We start from the raw sequence: 17,921 nt of genomic DNA on the forward strand, positions 1-17,921 counted from the left end.
GCTGCCTCAAGCGCTACATCGTCCGCGAGATCCACACCGCCCTCCTCGCCGACTTCACCACCCTCAACACCGCTTGACTTCTATAGGAGCATCCCTGGTGACGACCAATGACCCGTCGAGTTCCTCGATCACAAAATCAGGTGGGTGGTAGACACACCGAACGTAGTAAGTGATCAGCACTCCAACGGGCAGAAGCATCGCCAGGGTTGCGGGAGTCCACAGCGGTAGACGCAACGCCACCATCCACGCACTCCCGAGGCCGAACATCGTCACGAGGCCCGTACCGGCCAACACGACAAGCTGGAGCAGGTCGGAACTCTGGCGGGCCAGGCGAGCGGGTGTGCTGTCCAGCAGTCTTCTCAGAATCATCGGTCCTCCGGGTCCCACCTCATCGGTGGGAAAGCCACCAACGGTTCTCTGCAATCCACACAAGCGCAGGAACGATGGGTGAGCCAGCGGTCACGGACGTCACTCAGCACTCACTCCGCATACGGGGACAGCCCGCGCACGTCCCACCGGCGGAGTTACGAGGGCTAGGGTGCGGCGATGGACGAGCTGAGGCACCTGTTCCGGCGCGCCGCCGACCACGCGGCCGACTACCGGCTGTCGCTGCCGGAGCGGCCGGTCGGCGTACCCGTGGACCAGGCCGCGCTGAACGAGGCGTTCGCCGGCCCGCTGCCGGACGCGCCCACCCCGCCCGAGCGGGTCCTAGCGGAGCTGGTGACCGCCGCCGAACCGGGACTCGTGGCCACCGCCGGGCCGCGCTACTTCGGCTTCGTCGTCGGCGGCGCCTCCCCGGCCGCCACCGCCGCCGACATGCTGGCCGCCGGATGGGACCAGATCGCGTTCAACGCGATCACCTCCCCCGCCGCGGTGGCCGCCGAGACGGCCGCCGGCACCTGGCTCAAGGAGCTGCTCGGCATCCCGGCGACCGCGTCGGCCGGTTTCGTCACCGGCGGCCAGGCCGCCAACACCGCAGGGCTCGCCGCCGCCCGCCACCAGGTGCTCGCCGACGCCGGCTGGGACGTGGAACGACGCGGCCTGCCCGGCGCGCCGGCGGTCCGCGTGTTCGCCGGCGCCGAACGGCACGCCACCATCGACAGGTCGCTGCGCCTGCTCGGCCTCGGCACCGACGCGCTGCACCCGGTGTCCACCGGCCCTCAGGGCGCGATCGACCCGGACGCGCTGGCCGCGGCGCTGCGCGACGCCGGTCCCGGACCGACGATCGTCTGCCTTCAGGCTGGCAACGTGAACACCGGTGCGTGCGACGACCTGCGCCGCGCCTGCGACCTGGTCCACCGGCACGGCGGGTGGGCGCACGTGGACGGCGCGTTCGGGCTGTGGGCGGCCGCCAGCCCCGCCACCCGGCACCTGGTGGACGGGCTGGAGACGGCCGACTCGTGGGCCTGCGACGGCCACAAGTGGCTGAACCTGCCGTACGACACGGCGTTCGCGTTCTGCGCCCGGCCCGACGTGCACGCGGCGGCCATGTCGTACGCGGCCGCGTACCTCGTGGGTTCCGGCGGTGCGCCCGCGGGCGCGGACCTGACCGCGGAGTCCTCGCGCCGCGCCCGTGGGTTCGCGGTCTGGGCGGGCCTGCGGGAGCTGGGCCGCGACGGCGTCGCCGCGCTGGTCGAGCGGTGTTGTGCGCTGGCCCGGCGGTTCGCCGACGGCCTGAGCGCGGCCGGGTTCGAGGTGGTGAACGACGTGGTGCTCAACCAGGTGCTGGTCGGGTTCGGCGACGACGCGCGCACCGACCGGGTGGTGGCCGCGGTGCAGACCGACGGGACGTGCTGGGCAGGCGGGACGACGTGGCGGGGACGCCGGCTGATGCGGATCTCGGTGTCGAACGCGACCACCACGGAGGCGGACGTCGACCGGTCGGTGGCGGCGATCGCCCGGCTGGCTCACGGGATCGGCGGCGAGCTGGTTCACTGAGCACCGTGACGTGGCGGCGGGCGGCTTCGATGGTGGCGGTGCTGGTCCTGGCCGTGGCGGCCGTCGGCGGGTGGCGTTGGTGGCACCAGCACCCGCCGTACGGGCCGGAAGCGCTGCACCTCCGCTCGTCCCTGGAGTTCGTCGGCTACGAGGAGGCGCAGGCCGCTCTCGGGCCGGCGTACCAGGCGCCGGTGACGTCCGACGGTGACCAGCTGGTGCTGGGCCGCGTGTCGTGGCAGAAGCCGCCGGCACCGCTTGAGGGCGGGTACTTCGCGCTGTTCCTCATCGACAAGCGCACCGACCTCAAGCCGTCGGTGTTCGCGGTGAACGCGCCGCAGGAGAGCGTCGGCATGGGCAGCGCCGGTGTGGAGAACAGGATCCCCGACCGCTACCCGTGGTTGCGCGGCGCGGGCGACATCCGGATCAGCGAGCACGAGTGGCTCAGCGTCGGCAGCCGCCTGGGAATCGTCGACGCCGCCGCCTCACCCCTGACGTTCGTCGTCCGGTTTCCCCACCTGGAGAGACACGAGCGGGTACACCCGATCGCCACCGCACCCGTGACGTTGCCGGACCTGCTGCTGGCGCTCGTCTACATGGGACCGGACGGGCAGGTGTACTGGGCGCAGCGGTTGCAGGGCTGACGATCGAGCGTGTCAGCGCCGACGACGTCGAGGATCCTGACCGGACCGGAGGGCTTCACATGCGCGTCGTGGCCCGCCGGATCGGGCAACAGCCGACAGCAGGCGGCCCGCGCTAGCCCTCGTCACGCACGCCGCACTGCATCCAGACCCGCACGTTCTCGATCACCTCGGTCCTCCCGCCGAGGGCGTCGCGCACGTCGGCGGCGAACGTCGCCCGCTGCCGCGAGGACGGCAACCGTTCGGCCGACATGGCGGAGAAGACGCCGCCCACCATGTCGTCGACAGTGAGCGGCGCGTCGTACCGCACCGACGTCTCCTCGTACCGGTAACCGGCACCCACGAGCGCCTCCCGGTTGCGCCGACGCCCGGCCTCGTCGGTCTGGCATCGTCCGGTCACCGGGTGGCCGAGCATCCGTTCCAGGCAGCCGCGCAGTGCGGCCGACCATTCGGTGTCCTGCATCCACAGCGGTTCGCCGTTGGTGACGACGGCGATGCCACCTCCGGGGCGCAACAACGGCCGGGCCGCCGCGAACAGGGCGTCGCGGTCCATGAAGTGAATGGCGACGGCGACGGTCAGCGCACCGACCGTCCGCCCGCCCAGAAGCCGGGCCAACGCGGGCACGTCACCATCGCCGCCAAGCAGCCACGTGGCGTTTGCGGTCCCCCGGTCCAGGGCGGTTCGCCGGGCGATCGCCAGCATGTCCGGCTCGGGATCCATGCCGATGACCGTGCCCACCCGGTCGGCGAGCGGAATGCTCAACTGACCGGGGCCGCAGCCGAGATCGACCACCGTGTCGTCGGCACCGAGCTGGAAGGCTGCCGCCAGGGCGTCGAGCACCTCGGGCGGATAGCCGCGCCGATGCCGTGCGTAGTAGGTCGCCACCTCACCGCCGAAGCCCGTCGCCATGCCGGCAGCCTGCCCGCCGCGGTCGTCTCCGAGCCAGCATTTCTGCTGAGGGCAGGCCCTCGAAGCGCTTGTCCCCCGTGCGAGCTACCCGCAAGTGTCCACCGCACGGTGACGATTCCCGGCCTGCGAATCCATAGCGTTCCAGGTGAACCGCGGCGCTCCGGCCCCGGACCTCTCGAAGGAATCGTCATGCGTGTGGTGAAGCAGTTCCTGGCCGTCGTCGCGGTCAGTCTCGTCGGCAGCCGGGCGGTCGTCGCGGCACAGGACAACGCCTGGCTCAGCCTGATCCTCGGCGTCGCGACCGCCGCGGCCGCGATCATGGTGTACGGGTGGGTGGTGCGCCGCACCGAACGCCGCCAGGTCACCGAGCTGGCCCGGGACGGCGCGGCCGCAAGGCTCAGCCGCGGGGTGCTGATCGGGTTCGCCATGTTCGCGGCGGTCATCGTCAACATCGCCCTCATGGGCGGCTACCACGTACACGGCCTCGGCTCGGTGTCCGGCGCGGTGGGCATCTTCGGGTTCATGGCCGCCGCGGCGGTGACCGAGGAGCTGATGTTCCGCGGTCTGCTGTTCCGCCTGGTCGAGGAGCAGCTCGGTACGTGGCTCTCGCTGCTGCTGACCGGCGTACTGTTCGGCCTGATGCACCTGCTGAACCCGGACGCCAGCCTGTGGGGCGCGACCGCCATCGCCATCGAGGCGGGGTTCATGCTGGCGGCCTGCTACGCCGCGACCCGCAACCTGTGGGTGCCGATCGGCCTGCACTTCGGCTGGAACTTCGCCGCCGGCGGCGTCTTCAGCGTCGTCGTCTCCGGCAACGGCGACTCGGCGGGTCTGCTGGACGCCGGCACGTCGGGTTCGACGCTGCTCAGCGGCGGCGACTTCGGGCCGGAGGGCAGCCTCTACACGGTGGCGGCCGGGGCGGCGCTGACTGTGGTCTTCCTCTGGCTGGCCCACCGTCGCGGCCACATCGTGACGCGGCGCCGCCGCGCGGCCGAGGCCCCGGCGGAGAACGTTACGGTCTCCTGATGATCACCCGACGGATGCTCCCGGACTCGTGGCGGCACTGGCCCGTCACGGTCCGGGATCTCCCGCTCGCACTGGTGATCGCGCTCGCATCAGTGACCCCACCGCTGCGCGGCATCGGTACGCAGCTCGGCGATCTGCCCGCCCGGCCGTTCGACGCGCTCACAGTGGTGGTGATCGCGCTGGAGTGCCTTCCGCTGGCGCTGCGCCGCAGCCGTCCGGCGCTGTCCCTCGCCCTGGTGTCGCTCGGCTTCGCCATCGACCAGGTACGCGCGTATCACACCTTCGCGGGCACCGCGCTCGCCATCGCGCTGCTGAGCGCGGGCGCCCACCTGGACCGAGGCCGCCGTACCACGGTGCTCGCCGGCTCCCTCGCGTACGTCGGACTGGCCGTCATTCTGGCCCGGCAGGGGTCGACCGAAGGGGTGGTCGGCTTCACCACGTTCTACCTGCTGCTGGCGCTCGCCTGGGGCACCGGGTCGTGGCTGCGGCAGAACCGCGCTGCCGAGGCCGAGCGCCGCCGGCACGTCGCCGAGACCGCCCGCGCCGCCGAACGCTCGCGCATCGCCGGGGAGCTGCACGACGTGGTGACCCACCACGTGACGGCGATGGTGGTGCAGGCCGAGGCGGCCCGCTACCTGACCGCCGCACCCGACCGGCTCGACACCACACTGACCGCCGTCACCGACACCGGCCGCCGCGCCATCGGCGACCTGCGGGTGCTGCTCGACGTGCTCAACCCCGACCACGGTACGGAGCCGCGTACACCCTCGGCCGGCGAACTGCACGCCCTGGTGGAGCAGACCCGGCAGGCCGGGCAGCCGGTGGAGTTCACGCAGGAGGGCAGCCCGGCGGAGGTGACCGGCGGCGCGGAGGTGGCCGCGTACCGGGTGGTGCAGGAGGCGCTGACGAACGCCCTCAAACACGCACACGGCCGCCCCACCGCCGTGCACGTACACCATGGCGACAGGGAGATCACGGTGGAGATCAGCACGGAGGGCCCCGGCACGCGCGCCGCGGGTCCGGGCGGAAGCGGACGCGGTCTCGCCGGGCTGCGCGAGCGCGTCACGCTGCTCGGCGGCGAGTTCGACGCCGGGCGGCGGGCGGACGAGGGCTTCGTCGTCCGGGCGCGCATCCCCACCGGGAGCGCGTCGTGACCGCGCCGATCCGGGTGCTCGTCTGCGACGACCAGGCCCTGATCCGTACCGGATTCGCCACCATCATCGGCGCGCAGCCGGACATGGAGGCGGTGGGTGAGTGCGGCGACGGCCGCGCCGCTGTCGACCTCGCCGGCCGCCTGCGGCCCGACGTGGTGGTGATGGACGTACGCATGCCCGTGCTCGACGGCATCGAGGCGACCCGCCTGCTGGCCGGCGCGGGCGTCGCCCACCCGGTCAAGGTGCTGGTGGTGACGACGTTCAACCTCGACGAGTACGTCTACGAGGCGCTACGCGCCGGCGCGAGCGGGTTCCTGCTCAAGGACGCCCCACCGGCGCAGCTGCTGCACGGCATCCGCACCGTCGCCTCCGGCGCCGCGCTGCTCGCGCCCGAGGTGACGCGGCAGCTGGTCGGCCGGTACGCCGCGCGGATCCGCCCGGCCGGGGGCACGCCCGCTGATGTCGGGTTGACGCCGCGTGAGCTGGAGGTGCTGCGGCTGATCGCCGACGGGCTGTCGAACAGCGAGATCGCGGCGCGGCTGGTGATCAGCCAGGAGACGGTGAAGACGTACGTGTCGCGGATCCTGACGAAGCTGGACCTGCGGGACCGGGTGCAGGCGGTGGTGTACGCGTACCGCACCGGCCTGGTCACCTGATTCGCGGGCCGCGGACGCGGTCGGCCCAGCTCAGTAGCGATCGCGGCCGTGCCGCACAGTGCCGCTGGTCTAGCCGCCAGGAACCGACACACCGTCGTCGTCGAGAGGTGAGCCGTCCAGTGCGCGATCGGTCTCCGCTGCGGTCAGACGCACGATCACGTCGCCGTCGGACGTCGGAAAGCGGGTGAAACGCAACAGGACGAACCCCGAACGTTTGCTGCCCCGCACGCCGTTGCCGAGGGGCATCGTCTGCACACCCTCGACGAGCCACTGATAGAGCGGCTGTGCGTCCGCGTCACGCCAGCCCTTCAAGCCGGCGTGGTGAACCGCCAGGGTCAGCTTCTCGGCCAGGTACTCGGGGTCACAGACGCTGGTGATCGTCAGATCGAGTTCCGCGAACCGGTGTGCCGCCCCGAAGTGCCACAGTGCCCGCACCTCGCGACCACCTCCCCTGCTGAGCGCGTCAGCGATGGACGCGGCGGGAGCAGGGGCCGTCATGGTCGGCGCGGAGCAGGCACCGTCGGCCGCCGGGCATGAGCAGGTCGCAGAAGACCCGATGGCGTACGTTATGGTCGTCCTCGGCCGACACGGTGGTCTCCCCCGGGTCGGCCTGCGGCAGCACCCCGGTCCACCGTGCCACGACGCGGGCCAGGCGCTGCGCGGCGGGCAGGTCGGCAGCGGACACCGGCAGGTGGATGACCCAGCGCCCGGTCACCGGCGCTCGCCGTTCGCCAGCCGCGCCTGCTCGGACTGCCAGCGCCGCAGCGCCACCTTGATCCGCAGGGTCTCCTGGCGGTGCCTGGTGATCTCGGCGTGGAGCGAGGCCATGTCGCCGGCAACCCGGCCGAGGTAGGCGTACACCGCATCGGGGTCGAGGCCGCGGCGCCCGAACCGGGCGGGCGGGAAGCGGCGCTCGCGCACCTGCCACGGCAGCAGCGAGGGGTACGCGGTCGTCCCGCTGCCCCGCCCCGGTCGATCGTTACGGACGCTCATCAGCCTGTCCTCCTTGTCGTGGAAGGGGTGGGCCCGCCTGCCCGTCCCGCGCCGACGGGCCCACCCCGCCCTGACACCGCAGCTTCGTTCGGCGGTACGGCACCAGGGCTGCTCAACGGATCACCGATCGCACAGGCACAGCGGCCGGGCCGTAGAGATCGCCAGGCCGTCGTGCCGGTAGTCATCCTGTGACAGTGCGCAGTGAGCGCGCAACGTTCCAACCACGACTTTCCGGGTTGTGCATTGACTTATTTCGTGGAAACGAGTAGACGTTGCAGAGCTACGTCACTCGTTGTTGCCGGGTGGAACCAGGGAGTGCCCGAATGGCGGAAGACATCGGCTCGACCGTGCCGCGCCGACAGCTCGGCCGGTTGCTGCGCCAGTTCCGCAACGAGGCCGGCGTGACCCTCGACGCCGCCGCCGAGGCGCTGGAGTACAGCCGGCAGAAGATCTGGCGCATCGAGTGCGGCCTCGGATCGGTGCGGGTGCTCGACGTCAAGGCGATGTGCGAGCTGTACGGCGTGTCCGCGGAGATGACCGAGGCGATGCGAGGGCTCGCGGCCGAGACGAAGTCGAAGGGGTGGTGGCACGCGTACGGGGACGCGGTGCCGAGCTGGTTCGAGCTGTACGTCGGCCTGGAATCCGCGGCCGCCCGCCTGCGCGGCTATGACGAGTCCCTCATCCCCGGAATCCTCCAGACCAAGGAGTACGCGCAGGGGCTGTACCGCCTCGGAGGCACGCTGAGCGACGAGGAGCGCGAGCGCGCAGTTCAGGTGCGGCTACAGCGACAGGCACTGCTCATGCGACGGCTTCCGGCGGCACCTCGGCTGGAGTCCGTACTTTGCGAGAGCGTGCTCCGCCGCGTCGTCGGAGGCCCCCGGGTGATGACCGTTCAGCTCGATCACCTGCTGAAGCTCTCCGAGTTGCCGAACGTAGCCGTTCGAGTGCTGCCGCTCCAAGCAGGACCTCAGCCCGGCGCCGTCGCCGGCACGTTCATGATTCTCGACTTCCCGCCCACCAAGGGTGGACGCGCCGCCCCGGAGCCGTCCATCGTCTACAGCGAGTTGTTGACCGGCGCGCTCTACCTGGACAAGCCCGAGGAGCTGGCCGCCTACGAGCGAGTCTGGAGAGGGCTGGATGGACTTGCGCTCGACGAGGAAGAATCGAAGGACATGATCAAGCGGCTTGCTGGGGAGATGCGGCATGACTGATCTGACCGGCGCGGTGTGGCGCAAGAGCACCCGCAGCGGCGACAACGGCGGGGCGTGCGTCGAGGTCGCCACCAACCACCCTGGCATCGTCGCCGTACGCGACTCGAAGGATGCCAGCGGACCAGTTCTCACGTACGCGGCCAACGACTGGGCAACGTTTGTCGGAGCCATCAGATGTGGCCACCTCGACGGCAGGACTGATTGACTGTCGACGCTAGGCGTTTTCGCCCCCGCCGGTCACCGGGAGCGATGAGTAGATGTCATCGCTCATGGAGATCAACTCGAACCGAGAGGCGACACGGCTGCCCCACACCCGGCCATCCGGATGGTCTCGAAGCGCAGCCGGGCCAAGGGCTGGGCCCGACTCGCGGCCCGGCCCCTGGCTCTGACCGGGCTCAGGCAAGATAGCGGTTCAGGATGGTGTCGTCGTAGACGATCTCATGACCCATCTCCCGCAGCGCCGTCTCGATCGCGTCCCGGTCGTCGAGCGGCAACCAGGTAGCCCGCTCGTAGTCCATGCCGTATGCGCGGTCCTTCCGGCCGAATTCGGCGAGCAGGCCGGCCGGTGCCAGGTGCGCCGTACGCAGCCGGGGATCCGGCCGCCAGAAGAGGCCGAGATCGTCATACCAGTCGAACGGGACGTCGTCGCCCAGGTCGTCGAACGGGGTCTCGCCGTCCACGGCCGCCCGATCGTTGTACACGGCCTTGACCAGCGGAACCGCAAGCGGAGACCGACGCACCTCGCCCAAGGTCTTCGGCTCGACCACCGCCTTGATGAGCTCGACGTCGCGCAAAGCAACCTCATAGGGAAAGACCGCGAGCCAGTCCTGTGGATCTTCCTCAAAGTGTCGCTTCAACTCGGGGTGCTCTTCGAGCCACGAGTGGTCGGTCCGCCCGTAGGTGCCCACGAAGTACTGCACAGTCTCAGCCCTGCCGATCGATCTCGGTGATCTTGGCGCGCGGTCTTGGTCTTACTGCTCTTGCCGACCAGCGAGACCTCGTTCGATAGCTGGGACAGGAAAGCGCACATGAACCCCTCGGGCCATCAAGCCGTTGATAAGGCGGGTTATCATTATCATCCCCCGTCTGCCGTGGGACGCATGACTAAAGTGGAGCCCTTCGACCACGAGGAGGTGAAGAGCATGATGTCGGAGCTCATGTCGTCGGGCGAAATCGCCCGGTTGGCTCAGGTCGAGCGTCCGGTGGTGACGACTTGGCGGCGCCGGTACCCCGACTTCCCCGCCCCGGCGCCCAGCGCCGGCGGTCAGTTGCTCTTCCCCGCCGACGCGGTCCTCACCTGGCTGCTGGACCGCAAGCTGGGCAACGCTGCCCCGGATACCTTGCGCGCCGAGCGCGCTCTGCATACCCTCACCGCGTACGCCCGTGAGCACGGCGGTCGCCGCCTGGTGCTCTCCCTGGGCGCCGCCCTCTGCCTGCGCGAAATGTCCGGCCACGTCCTGACGGCTGATCCGATGAAGGCGGCCCGCCGGTTCGACCCAGAGGACGAATTCCTCCTCTCCGACCTGCAGGAAGCGCCCGACCTGGCCGATCTCCCGGGAATGGTCGAGCAGCTGATCGAGGGTGCCTACGAGGCAACCCGGGCGTACCAGTTCCTGCTCAGCAACTGCGCTCGCTTCGGCTGGCCCGAGCTGGGCGCCGATGCACTCATCCCCCACCTGGTCACCCTGATCCGCCTCGCCGCCGACCTGCCGAGCCGGCTACGCGGCCGCCGCCGGATCACGGTCGGTGACCCGTACGCGGGCTCGGGCGACCTTCTCGCCGCCCTGTTGGCCGACCAGGAGCCGGAGGCGCTCAGTTTCAACGCCGCTCAGCCGGATCCGGTCCTGGCCCGCCTGATCCGTCGCCGGCTGTTCCTGGCCGGCGTCCCTGAGTTCAACATCGAGGTGGTTCCGGACGAGCTGAACGACGAGTTCGCCGACGTCGACGTAGTCGTGACCCGGCTGCCCTACCAGCCGACCGAGCAGCGCGACCCGGCCGAGGACCTCGATAGGATCAGCGACATCGCCGACCGGCTCGGCTCCGGCTGCACCGCCGTCGTGGTCGGCCCCGCCGCAAGCCTGGTCGACGCCCTGCGCGACCCTGATGCGATCACCAAACGTGCCGACCTGCTCACCAATGGCCTCATCGAGGCGGTGGTACGACTGCCCGGCGGCGCGTTCCCGGCTCGCCCCGGCCACTCCACTGCGCTGTGGCTACTCACCCGCGACCCGGTTCCCGCCACCCAGGGCCGCCTGCTACTCGCCGACGTCAGCGGAGCCGCACTCGATCAGCGCGTCGCGGAGACCACAGCCGAGGACGTCCTGCTGTGGCGGGCCGAAGGCTACCGACGCGACGGCCACGACCCGCGGACCGGCTGGGTGATCCCGCTCGACGCCCTCGACCTGCGCCGCGGTGCGGCGCTGCGACCGCCGGGCCCGGCCTCGGTCACCATGCGCGCCCGACTGGCTACCGACCGCCCCGCGCTGATCGGGGAAATCGAGGGTCGCCTCACCGACGCGGAACACGAGGCCATCCGGTACGCGAAGGAACACGGAGCCCTCAGAACCGGGGCGGCGCAACGCGATGGAAGTCGCGCGAAGGAGATCTCCCTCGGCGCGCTACGCACCGCGCGGCGGGTCCGCACCCTTCCGGGGCACCGTCTGTCACCAGAGCATGTCGGGCCGCAGGGTCACCACCGAGTCATTGGCGCCGCGGAGGTCGTCGCGCAGTCGTCCAAGCGCTGGATGGACCGACTCACGCTAGCCGCTGAATACCCGCACGTCGGACTCACCGAACCCCGTGATCTCGTCGTCACCACGGTCCCCCATTTCGGTGTCTTTCTCGACGAGGACGGCTTTTCGGTGATCGAGTTCCCGGCCCGCGGCCTGCGCGTCTCCCCGGGCGACGCCCTCACCCCGCGAGTCCTGAAGGCACTGCTCGTCACCGCCCGAAACACCACACGTAGCCCCGGTGCGGTGCACGCGCCGAGGCTGCGCGACGTGACCATCCCCGACCTGCACCCGGACGAGGCGACCCGCCTGAACGAGGTGCTACGCCGCCTCGACGAACGCGAGCGCTTGTTGCAGCGGCAGGCCGGCTTGCTGGCCGAGCTGCGCGAACTCGCCGTGACCGGCTTCGCCGACGGCACCCTCACGACTCTGTACGGTACGAACTCCTGAACGAGAGAACGGAACACACAGTGCCCCCACGCAAACGTGCCAACGGACAGGCCGAGCTGCCCGGCATGTCCAGCACCAAGCAGATCCAGGACATCCTGTGGAAGGCCGCCGACAAGCTGCGCGGCTCCATGGACGCCGCGCAGTACAAGGAGTTCGTCCTCGGTCTGGTCTTCCTGAAGTACGTCTCCGACGCGTTCGCCGAGCGCCGCGACCAGATCGCGGACAGTCTCTCCGACATCCCGGAGAACCGCCGCGCCGAGTTCCTCGACGAACGCGACGAATACACCAGCGCCAACGTCTTCTGGGTGCCGGAGAACGCCCGCTGGGACTACCTGGTAGAAAACGCGCCCAGCGGCGTCGGCAAGCTGCTCGACGACGCCATGGACGCGATCATGCAGGAGAACCGGGCACTGACCGGCGTCCTCCCGAAGATCTTCAACCGGGACAACGTCGACCAGAAGCGGCTGAAGGAACTCGTCGACCTCATCAGCGACGCCCGCTTCACCGGCCACGGCGACCGGAAGGCTCAGGACGTCCTCGGCGAGACGTACGAGTACTTCCTGGAGCGCTTCGCCCGCGCCGAGGGCAAGCGGGCCGGCGAGTTCTACACCCCGTCGAGCGTGGTGCGGGTTCTGGTCGAGGTGCTGGAGCCCTACGAGGGCCGCGTCTACGACCCGTGCTGCGGATCCGGCGGCATGTTCGTGCAGTCCAAGAAGTTCGTCGAGGCTCGCGCCGGCCACGACCACACGCACGACATCGCCGTCTACGGCCAGGAAGCCAACGAGCGCACCTGGCGGCTGGCGAAGATGAACCTCGCCATCCACGGCATGGACCCGGTCGGCATCGGCGACCGGTGGGCCGACACGTTCGCCGACGACAAGCACGCGGACCGGCGGGCCGACTTCGTCATGGCGAACCCGCCGTTCAACATGAGCGACTGGGCCCGCCGTGAGACCGACCCGCGCTGGCGCTACGGTACGCCGCCGCAGAGCAACGCGAACTACGCCTGGCTCCAGCACATCCTCTTCAAGCTGGGCGACCGCGGCAGCGCCGGCGTCGTCCTCGCCAACGGCTCGATGTCCTCCAAGCAGTCCGGCGAGGGCGAAATCCGCCGAGCGATGGTCGAGGCGGACGTGGTGGCCTGCATGGTCGCCCTCCCGCCGAACCTGTTCCGCACCACCGCGATCCCCGCCTGCCTGTGGTTCCTGACCAAGGACAAGACCCCGCAGGGCGCCAAGGCGCTGACCGACCGGCGTGGCGAGATCCTCTTCATCGACGCCCGCGCCCTCGGCACCATGGTCGACCGCACCGAGCGCGTCCTCACCGACGACGACATCGCCAAGATCGCCGACACCTACCACGCATGGCGCGGCACCAAGTCCGCCAAGACCAAGGGCCAGACGTACGAGGACGTTCCCGGCTTCTGCTACTCCGCGAAGCTTGACGAGGTAGCCGCCCACGACCACGTCCTCACCCCCGGCCGGTACGTCGGCGCTGCCGAAGCCGAAGAGGACCCAGACGCCGAACCGCTCGCCGACCGCATTGAGCGCCTAACCAAGGAGCTGTACGCCCACTTCGACGAGTCCGCCCGCCTCGAATCAGTCGTGCGCGACCAGCTTGGGAGGCTAGATGTCTGAGTGGGAGGTCGTTCCGCTACCCGAGGTCCTCGACTTCCAGGAAGGCCCGGGAATCATGGCCAGGGACTTCCGTGACGGTGGAGTTCCGCTCATTAGACTCGCCGGCTTGAAGCAGGGGGCATCGCTTCTTGCCGGCTGCAACTATCTCGATCCGGAAATGGTGGCGAAGCGTTGGAGTCACTTCCGGCTCCAGCAAGGCGACGTTCTTCTGAGCACTTCAGCCTCATTAGGTGAGGTGGCGACGGTCAGCACAGACGGCGTTTCTGCGATCGCCTATACAGGCATAATCCGATTTCGGCCAATCGAAAACCGAATGATTGCCGGCTTTATTCCCATAGCGTTGCGGTCGCCGCAGTTCGCTGCGCAGATCGAAGCCATGGGCGTTGGTAGCGTAATGCGACACTTCGGCCCATCGCATCTCAAGAGAATGACCGTCCCACTGCCTCCGCCGGAGGTGCAGGAAGCAATCGCCGAACTGCTCGGGGCACTGGATGACAAGATTGCGGTCAACGACCGCATCGCCGCTACCGTCGACCAATACTGTGCCGCAGTCTTCGAAGAGGTAGTCGCAAAGGAAAGCAACGGCACCACTGAGCTTGGCAAGGTGGCTATCGTCAACGCGAAATCCGTCAAGCCAACCCCGGGTGGGAGCCTGCGATACGTAGACATCGCTAGTGTCAGTGATGGTAGGTTGACTTGGCCAGAATGCACCTCTTGGGACGATGCGCCCGGCCGGGCGCGACGTGAGATCGCTGCAGGGGACACGCTCTGGTCCACGGTTCGACCGAATCGCCGCTCTCGTTTCCTCGTGCTCGATGAGGACCCCCTACTCGTTGCCTCCACCGGGTTCGCAGTCATCACGCCTCGTGACGTTGGCCCCGCGTTCCTCTACGAAAGCGCCAGGAGAGAAGAGTTCGTCGCATACCTCGGGAGTGTGGCTGAGGGAAGCGCCTACCCGGCGGTGCGTGCTGAAAAATTCCTCACCGCACCGATTCCAAACGCTTCAGACGAACACCGCGACAGGTTTGAGGCACTGGCCTTTCCGGTCAGGCTTCGCGCGCATTCCGCAGCTCAGGAGAGCCGGTTGCTGGCGGAACTCCGCGATGCCCTTCTGCCTGAGCTGATGACGGGGCGGTTGCGAGTCAAGGAGGCCGAGAAGGTCGTCGAAGAAGCTGCTTAGGTAAGTAAAAGTTTCAGGGGGAGGGTTGGGATGGGTGCGGGCGGGTGGATGAACGAGGCGGACTGGGAGGCGCTGGCGCTGGATCATCTCGGTGAGCTCGGGTGGGAGCCGGGTGCCGGGAAGGATTTCGCGCCGGGGACGGGGCAGCGGCAGTCCTGGGCCGATCTGGTGCTCGTCGAGGACCTGCGGGCCGCGATCGAGCGGCTCAACCCCGACCTGCCGCCCTCGGCGCTCGCCGACGCGGTGCGGGCGGCCACCGACGTGGCCTCCCGGGAGGCGTTCGCCGAGAACCGTACGGCGCACGAGCGGCTGGTCCGCGGCATCCGCTCGATCACGTACACCGACGCGTTCGGCGCTGAGCACACCCCCACCGTGCGCCTGGCCGACCTGGACAACCCCGACCGCAACGTCTACCGGGCGATCAACCAGGTGACGATCGTCGACGGCGACTTCCGGCGCCGGTTCGACATCGTGCTGTACCTCAACGGTCTGCCGGTCGCGATCGTGGAGCTGAAGAACGCCGCCGACGAGAACGCCACCCTGACGGGCGCGCACGCCCAACTGCAGGCGTATCTCGCGGAGTTTCCGCTCGCCTTTCGGCACACCGTCCTGTGCCTGATCTCGGACGGGGTCACCGCGAAGTACGGCACCCCGTTCACCCCCTACGAGCACTTCGCGCCGTGGAACATCGACGAGGAGGGTGAACGTGTCGACACCACCTCGCCCGACTACGACGGCCCGGAGGCGCTGACCGTCGCCCTCTACGGGCTGTTCCACCAGCGGCGCTTCCTGGAGCTGACCGCCGGCTTCGTCAACTTCACCTCGAACAGCAAGCGGATCGCGAAGGCGCACCAGTACTTCGCGGTCGTCCGGGCCGTCGAGTGCATCGTGCGGGCGTCGCAGAGCGACGGGAAGGCGGGCGTCGTCTGGCACACCCAGGGCTCCGGCAAGTCCGAGGAGATGGTGTGCACGGCGGCGTCGACCGCCCGTCACCCCGCCCTGAAGAACCCGACCATCGTGGTGCTCACCGACCGCACCGATCTCGACGACCAGCTCTTCGACACGTTCCTCGACAGTCAGACCCTGCTGGGCCAGGAGCCGGAGCAGGCCGACACACGCGCCGAACTGCGGGACAAGCTGTCGAACCGCAACGCCGGCGGCATCATCTTCACCACCTTGCAGAAGTTCGGGCGTACGAAGGAGGAGCGCGACGCCGGGAGGCCGCATCCGCTTCTTTCCGACCGGCGCAACATCCTGGTGATCGTCGACGAGGCGCACCGTAGCCACTACGACAGTCTGGACGGCTACGCCCGGCACCTGCGCGACGCGCTGCCGCACGCCACGTTCATCGCCTTCACCGGCACCCCGATCGCCACCGCCGAGGTGAACACCCGCGCCGTCTTCGGCGACTACATCGACGTGTACGACCTCAAGCGTGCCGTCGACGACGAGGCGACAGTGCGGGTCTACCACGAGCCGCGGATCATTCCGGTGTCGCTGCCGCCGGACATCGACCCGGAGAGCATCGACGAGCAGGTGGAGCAGCTCACCGCAAGCCTGGACGATGCGGAGCGGCGCAGGGCCGAGGCGTATGCGGCCACCATGAACACCGTCTATGGCGCCCCCGACCGGGTCGAGACCCTCGCGAAGGACCTCGTCGAGCACTGGGAGAGTCGCCGCGAGCTGATGCGGCCGCAGCTCGGCGGGCCGGGCAAGGCGATGCTGGTCTGCGCGACGCGAGAGATCTGCGTCCGCGTCTTCGACGCTCTCAAGGAGCTGCGGCCCGAGTGGGCGGACCCGGCCGTCGACAAGGGCAAGATGAAGATTGTCTTCCATGGGGTGCCCAGCGACAAGGAGGTGCTACGCCCACACCACCTGCGTCCGTCGCAGCAGAAGACCGTCCAGGCCCGCGCCAAGGACCCGGACGACGAGCTGGAGCTGCTGATCGTGCACTCGATGCTGCTCACCGGCTACGACGCACCGCCGATCCACACGATCTACATGGACCGGCCGATGAAGGGCGCCAACCTCATGCAGGCGCTCGCCCGTGTCAACCGCAGGTTCCGGGAGAAGCAGGACGGCCTGCTGGTCGGCTACGCCCCGCTGACCGAGAACCTGCGCAAGGCACTCACCGAGTACACGCCCAGCGACCAGGAAGACCAGACCCTCGGCCGCGAGATCGAGCGTGCGATCAGTGAGGTGCACAACGAAATCGCCGTCCTCGAGGCCATGCTGACCCCGGTCGAGTGGCGGGAGGTCCTGGACGACGAGACCGACCCGACCCGCTGGCGCCGCGCGGTGAAGAAGGCCGCCAACTTCCTGCGCAACCCACGCACCCCGGGCAACGACGTCGAGCCCGGTACGAAGCCGCTGCACCGGCGGTTCCGTGACTCGGCCGGGCGGTTGGAACGGTTCTACACGCTCTGCGCGACCAGCCGCGACTTCATCGAGCGCGCCGGCGACATCCACCGGATGCGCCGCGACATCCACTACTTCCGCGACGTGCGGGTCTGGATCGTCAAGGAGGAGGCCGCCGACCGGGAGGCCAAGGGCCTGCCCAACACGGCCGAGGTGGAACGCTACCTGTCCCAGCTCGCCGCCGAGGTGGTCGACGCCGCCGACATCACCGACATCTACGAGGAGGCGGGCCTCGGCAAGCTCGACATCACCGAGCTCAACGGGGTGGCGTTGCAGCGCCTGCAGGACTCGGAGACCCCGCACCTGGCTGCCGCGGCGCTACGTCGGCTGATCGAGCGGAAGATGCGTGAGGTCACCAAGCACAACGTGGTTCGCCAGGAGCGCTTCTCCGCCCAGCTGGAAGACCTGATGAACCGCTACATGCGCCAGCAGTTGACAAGCGCACAGCTCATCGTCGAGCTGGTGGAGCTGGCCAAGCAGGTGGCGGCGGACGCCCGGCGCGGCCACCAGTTCGACCCTCCGCTCAACCACGCCGAACTCGCCTTCTACGACGCCGTCGCCCAGAACGGTGCCGCTACCGAGCTCATGGGCGTCGGCACCCTCGCGGAGATCGCACGGGAGCTGGTGAAGTCGATCCAGTCGTCGATCACGGTGGACTGGTTCTCCCGCGAGCCGGTACGCGCCAAGCTGCGCAGTCACATCCGCCGACTGCTGGCCCGCTACGACTACCCGCCGGACCAGGAGCGCGCCGCCGTCGACCTCGTCATCCGTCAGATGGAGACCTTCGCCAACGAGTGGTCACCCGGAGCGGCGACGAAGTAGCGACACCGGCTCGGACCAACGGAGGCCGTGGGCCGGCGTGGGAATCCTCTCGCCGCCCCACGGCCTCCTGCTTGCGGCAGGTCTGGATCTCCCCGGTCTCAGGATCACCGCTGTCGGTGCCGACCCTGCATCGCCCGTCGGCGGGCGTACCTTTTCTCG

17 protein-coding genes are annotated in these 17,921 nt (G+C 69.3%); 11 read left to right on the forward strand and 6 right to left on the reverse strand.

Annotated features, from left to right (window positions below; genetic code table 11):
- Positions 1-63: 63 nt before the first annotated feature.
- The gene (locus FB455_RS27685; protein WP_145755313.1) at positions 64-369 is read right to left on the reverse strand and encodes a hypothetical protein; all 306 of its coding nucleotides are present in this window, start codon (positions 367-369) and stop codon (positions 64-66) included.
- A gap of 177 nt (positions 370-546) precedes the next feature.
- Between FB455_RS27685 and FB455_RS27690 the strand changes: the two genes are divergently transcribed.
- Positions 547-1,938, forward strand: a complete 1,392-nt coding sequence (locus FB455_RS27690) for a pyridoxal-dependent decarboxylase (protein WP_145755314.1) — start codon at positions 547-549, stop codon at positions 1,936-1,938.
- A 5-nt stretch (positions 1,939-1,943) separates the two neighbouring features.
- On the forward strand, positions 1,944-2,579 hold the full coding sequence (locus FB455_RS27695) for a hypothetical protein (RefSeq protein ID WP_486481601.1): 636 nt from the start codon (positions 1,944-1,946) through the stop codon (positions 2,577-2,579).
- 112 nt (positions 2,580-2,691) lie between these two features.
- Here the strand turns inward: FB455_RS27695 and FB455_RS27700 are convergent, their stop codons facing one another.
- A complete protein-coding gene (locus tag FB455_RS27700) occupies positions 2,692-3,486 on the reverse strand; it encodes a class I SAM-dependent methyltransferase (protein WP_145755315.1) in 795 nt (264 codons plus the stop codon).
- A gap of 189 nt (positions 3,487-3,675) precedes the next feature.
- Between FB455_RS27700 and FB455_RS27705 the strand changes: the two genes are divergently transcribed.
- Genes FB455_RS27705 through FB455_RS27715 form a run of 3 tightly spaced genes read left to right on the forward strand, consistent with a single transcriptional unit; the run spans position 3,676 to position 6,322 of the window.
- Entirely contained in the window at positions 3,676-4,512 is an 837-nt protein-coding gene (locus FB455_RS27705) for a CPBP family intramembrane glutamic endopeptidase (protein ID WP_145755316.1), read from the forward strand.
- Positions 4,512-5,666 carry a histidine kinase gene (locus tag FB455_RS27710; RefSeq protein ID WP_145755317.1) on the forward strand — a complete coding sequence of 385 codons (1,155 nt, stop codon included), beginning with the start codon at positions 4,512-4,514 and terminating at the stop codon, positions 5,664-5,666. Before FB455_RS27705 ends, FB455_RS27710 begins: the two co-directional genes overlap by 1 nt.
- The gene (locus tag FB455_RS27715; protein WP_145755318.1) at positions 5,663-6,322 is read left to right on the forward strand and encodes a response regulator transcription factor; all 660 of its coding nucleotides are present in this window, start codon (positions 5,663-5,665) and stop codon (positions 6,320-6,322) included. Before FB455_RS27710 ends, FB455_RS27715 begins: the two co-directional genes overlap by 4 nt.
- Before the next feature lie 69 nt (positions 6,323-6,391).
- On the opposite strand, the gene FB455_RS27720 is transcribed toward FB455_RS27715, so the two are convergent.
- From FB455_RS27720 to FB455_RS27730, 3 genes are read right to left on the reverse strand one after another with little or no spacing between them, the layout of a single operon-like run.
- Positions 6,392-6,757: a hypothetical protein gene (locus FB455_RS27720; RefSeq protein WP_145755319.1), complete on the reverse strand. Its 366-nt coding sequence runs from the start codon at positions 6,755-6,757 to the stop codon at positions 6,392-6,394.
- A 28-nt stretch (positions 6,758-6,785) separates the two neighbouring features.
- Positions 6,786-7,037 carry a hypothetical protein gene (locus tag FB455_RS27725; protein WP_145755320.1) on the reverse strand — a complete coding sequence of 84 codons (252 nt, stop codon included), beginning with the start codon at positions 7,035-7,037 and terminating at the stop codon, positions 6,786-6,788.
- Positions 7,034-7,315 carry a DivIVA domain-containing protein gene (locus FB455_RS27730; RefSeq protein WP_145755321.1) on the reverse strand — a complete coding sequence of 94 codons (282 nt, stop codon included), beginning with the start codon at positions 7,313-7,315 and terminating at the stop codon, positions 7,034-7,036. The genes FB455_RS27725 and FB455_RS27730 overlap by 4 nt, the downstream gene beginning before the upstream one ends.
- 323 nt (positions 7,316-7,638) lie before the next feature.
- Between FB455_RS27730 and FB455_RS27735 the strand changes: the two genes are divergently transcribed.
- Positions 7,639-8,526 (forward strand): Scr1 family TA system antitoxin-like transcriptional regulator, encoded by an 888-nt coding sequence (locus tag FB455_RS27735; RefSeq protein ID WP_145755322.1) that lies wholly within the window; start codon positions 7,639-7,641, stop codon positions 8,524-8,526.
- Complete coding sequence (locus FB455_RS27740) at positions 8,519-8,731, forward strand: DUF397 domain-containing protein (RefSeq protein WP_145755323.1); 213 nt, start codon at positions 8,519-8,521, stop codon at positions 8,729-8,731. The genes FB455_RS27735 and FB455_RS27740 overlap by 8 nt, the downstream gene beginning before the upstream one ends.
- 190 nt (positions 8,732-8,921) lie before the next feature.
- On the opposite strand, the gene FB455_RS27745 is transcribed toward FB455_RS27740, so the two are convergent.
- Positions 8,922-9,446 (reverse strand): hypothetical protein, encoded by a 525-nt coding sequence (locus FB455_RS27745; protein ID WP_145755324.1) that lies wholly within the window; start codon positions 9,444-9,446, stop codon positions 8,922-8,924.
- Positions 9,447-9,506: 60 nt separating this feature from the next.
- Between FB455_RS27745 and FB455_RS27750 the strand changes: the two genes are divergently transcribed.
- From FB455_RS27750 to FB455_RS27765, 4 genes are all read left to right on the forward strand, one after another.
- A complete protein-coding gene (locus tag FB455_RS27750; RefSeq protein ID WP_486481602.1) occupies positions 9,507-11,705 on the forward strand; it encodes a DNA methyltransferase family protein in 2,199 nt (732 codons plus the stop codon).
- Positions 11,706-11,770: 65 nt separating this feature from the next.
- Entirely contained in the window at positions 11,771-13,342 is a 1,572-nt protein-coding gene (locus FB455_RS27755; RefSeq protein WP_486481603.1) for an HsdM family class I SAM-dependent methyltransferase, read from the forward strand.
- Entirely contained in the window at positions 13,335-14,522 is a 1,188-nt protein-coding gene (locus tag FB455_RS27760) for a restriction endonuclease subunit S (RefSeq protein ID WP_145755326.1), read from the forward strand. Before FB455_RS27755 ends, FB455_RS27760 begins: the two co-directional genes overlap by 8 nt.
- 30 nt (positions 14,523-14,552) lie before the next feature.
- On the forward strand, positions 14,553-17,762 hold the full coding sequence (locus FB455_RS27765) for a type I restriction endonuclease subunit R (RefSeq protein WP_145755327.1): 3,210 nt from the start codon (positions 14,553-14,555) through the stop codon (positions 17,760-17,762).
- Positions 17,763-17,921 lie beyond the last annotated feature (159 nt).

It is taken from the genome of Micromonospora sp. CNZ296, assembly GCF_007827635.1.

Excerpts from the sequence above, each read along its gene's own strand:
- FB455_RS27710 (WP_145755317.1), top strand. The coding sequence starts at position 4,512 with ATGATCACCCGACGGATGCTCCCGGACTCGTGGCGGCACTGGCCCGTC.
- FB455_RS27760 (WP_145755326.1), top strand. The coding sequence starts at position 13,335 with ATGTCTGAGTGGGAGGTCGTTCCGCTACCCGAGGTCCTCGACTTCCAG.
- FB455_RS27685 (WP_145755313.1), bottom strand. The coding sequence starts at position 369 with ATGATTCTGAGAAGACTGCTGGACAGCACACCCGCTCGCCTGGCCCGC.
- FB455_RS27765 (WP_145755327.1), top strand. The coding sequence starts at position 14,553 with ATGGGTGCGGGCGGGTGGATGAACGAGGCGGACTGGGAGGCGCTGGCG.
- FB455_RS27705 (WP_145755316.1), top strand. The coding sequence starts at position 3,676 with ATGCGTGTGGTGAAGCAGTTCCTGGCCGTCGTCGCGGTCAGTCTCGTC.
- FB455_RS27730 (WP_145755321.1), bottom strand. The coding sequence starts at position 7,315 with ATGAGCGTCCGTAACGATCGACCGGGGCGGGGCAGCGGGACGACCGCG.
- FB455_RS27735 (WP_145755322.1), top strand. The coding sequence starts at position 7,639 with ATGGCGGAAGACATCGGCTCGACCGTGCCGCGCCGACAGCTCGGCCGG.
- FB455_RS27690 (WP_145755314.1), top strand. The coding sequence starts at position 547 with ATGGACGAGCTGAGGCACCTGTTCCGGCGCGCCGCCGACCACGCGGCC.
- FB455_RS27755 (WP_486481603.1), top strand. The coding sequence starts at position 11,771 with ATGTCCAGCACCAAGCAGATCCAGGACATCCTGTGGAAGGCCGCCGAC.
- FB455_RS27740 (WP_145755323.1), top strand. The coding sequence starts at position 8,519 with ATGACTGATCTGACCGGCGCGGTGTGGCGCAAGAGCACCCGCAGCGGC.
- FB455_RS27700 (WP_145755315.1), bottom strand. The coding sequence starts at position 3,486 with ATGGCGACGGGCTTCGGCGGTGAGGTGGCGACCTACTACGCACGGCAT.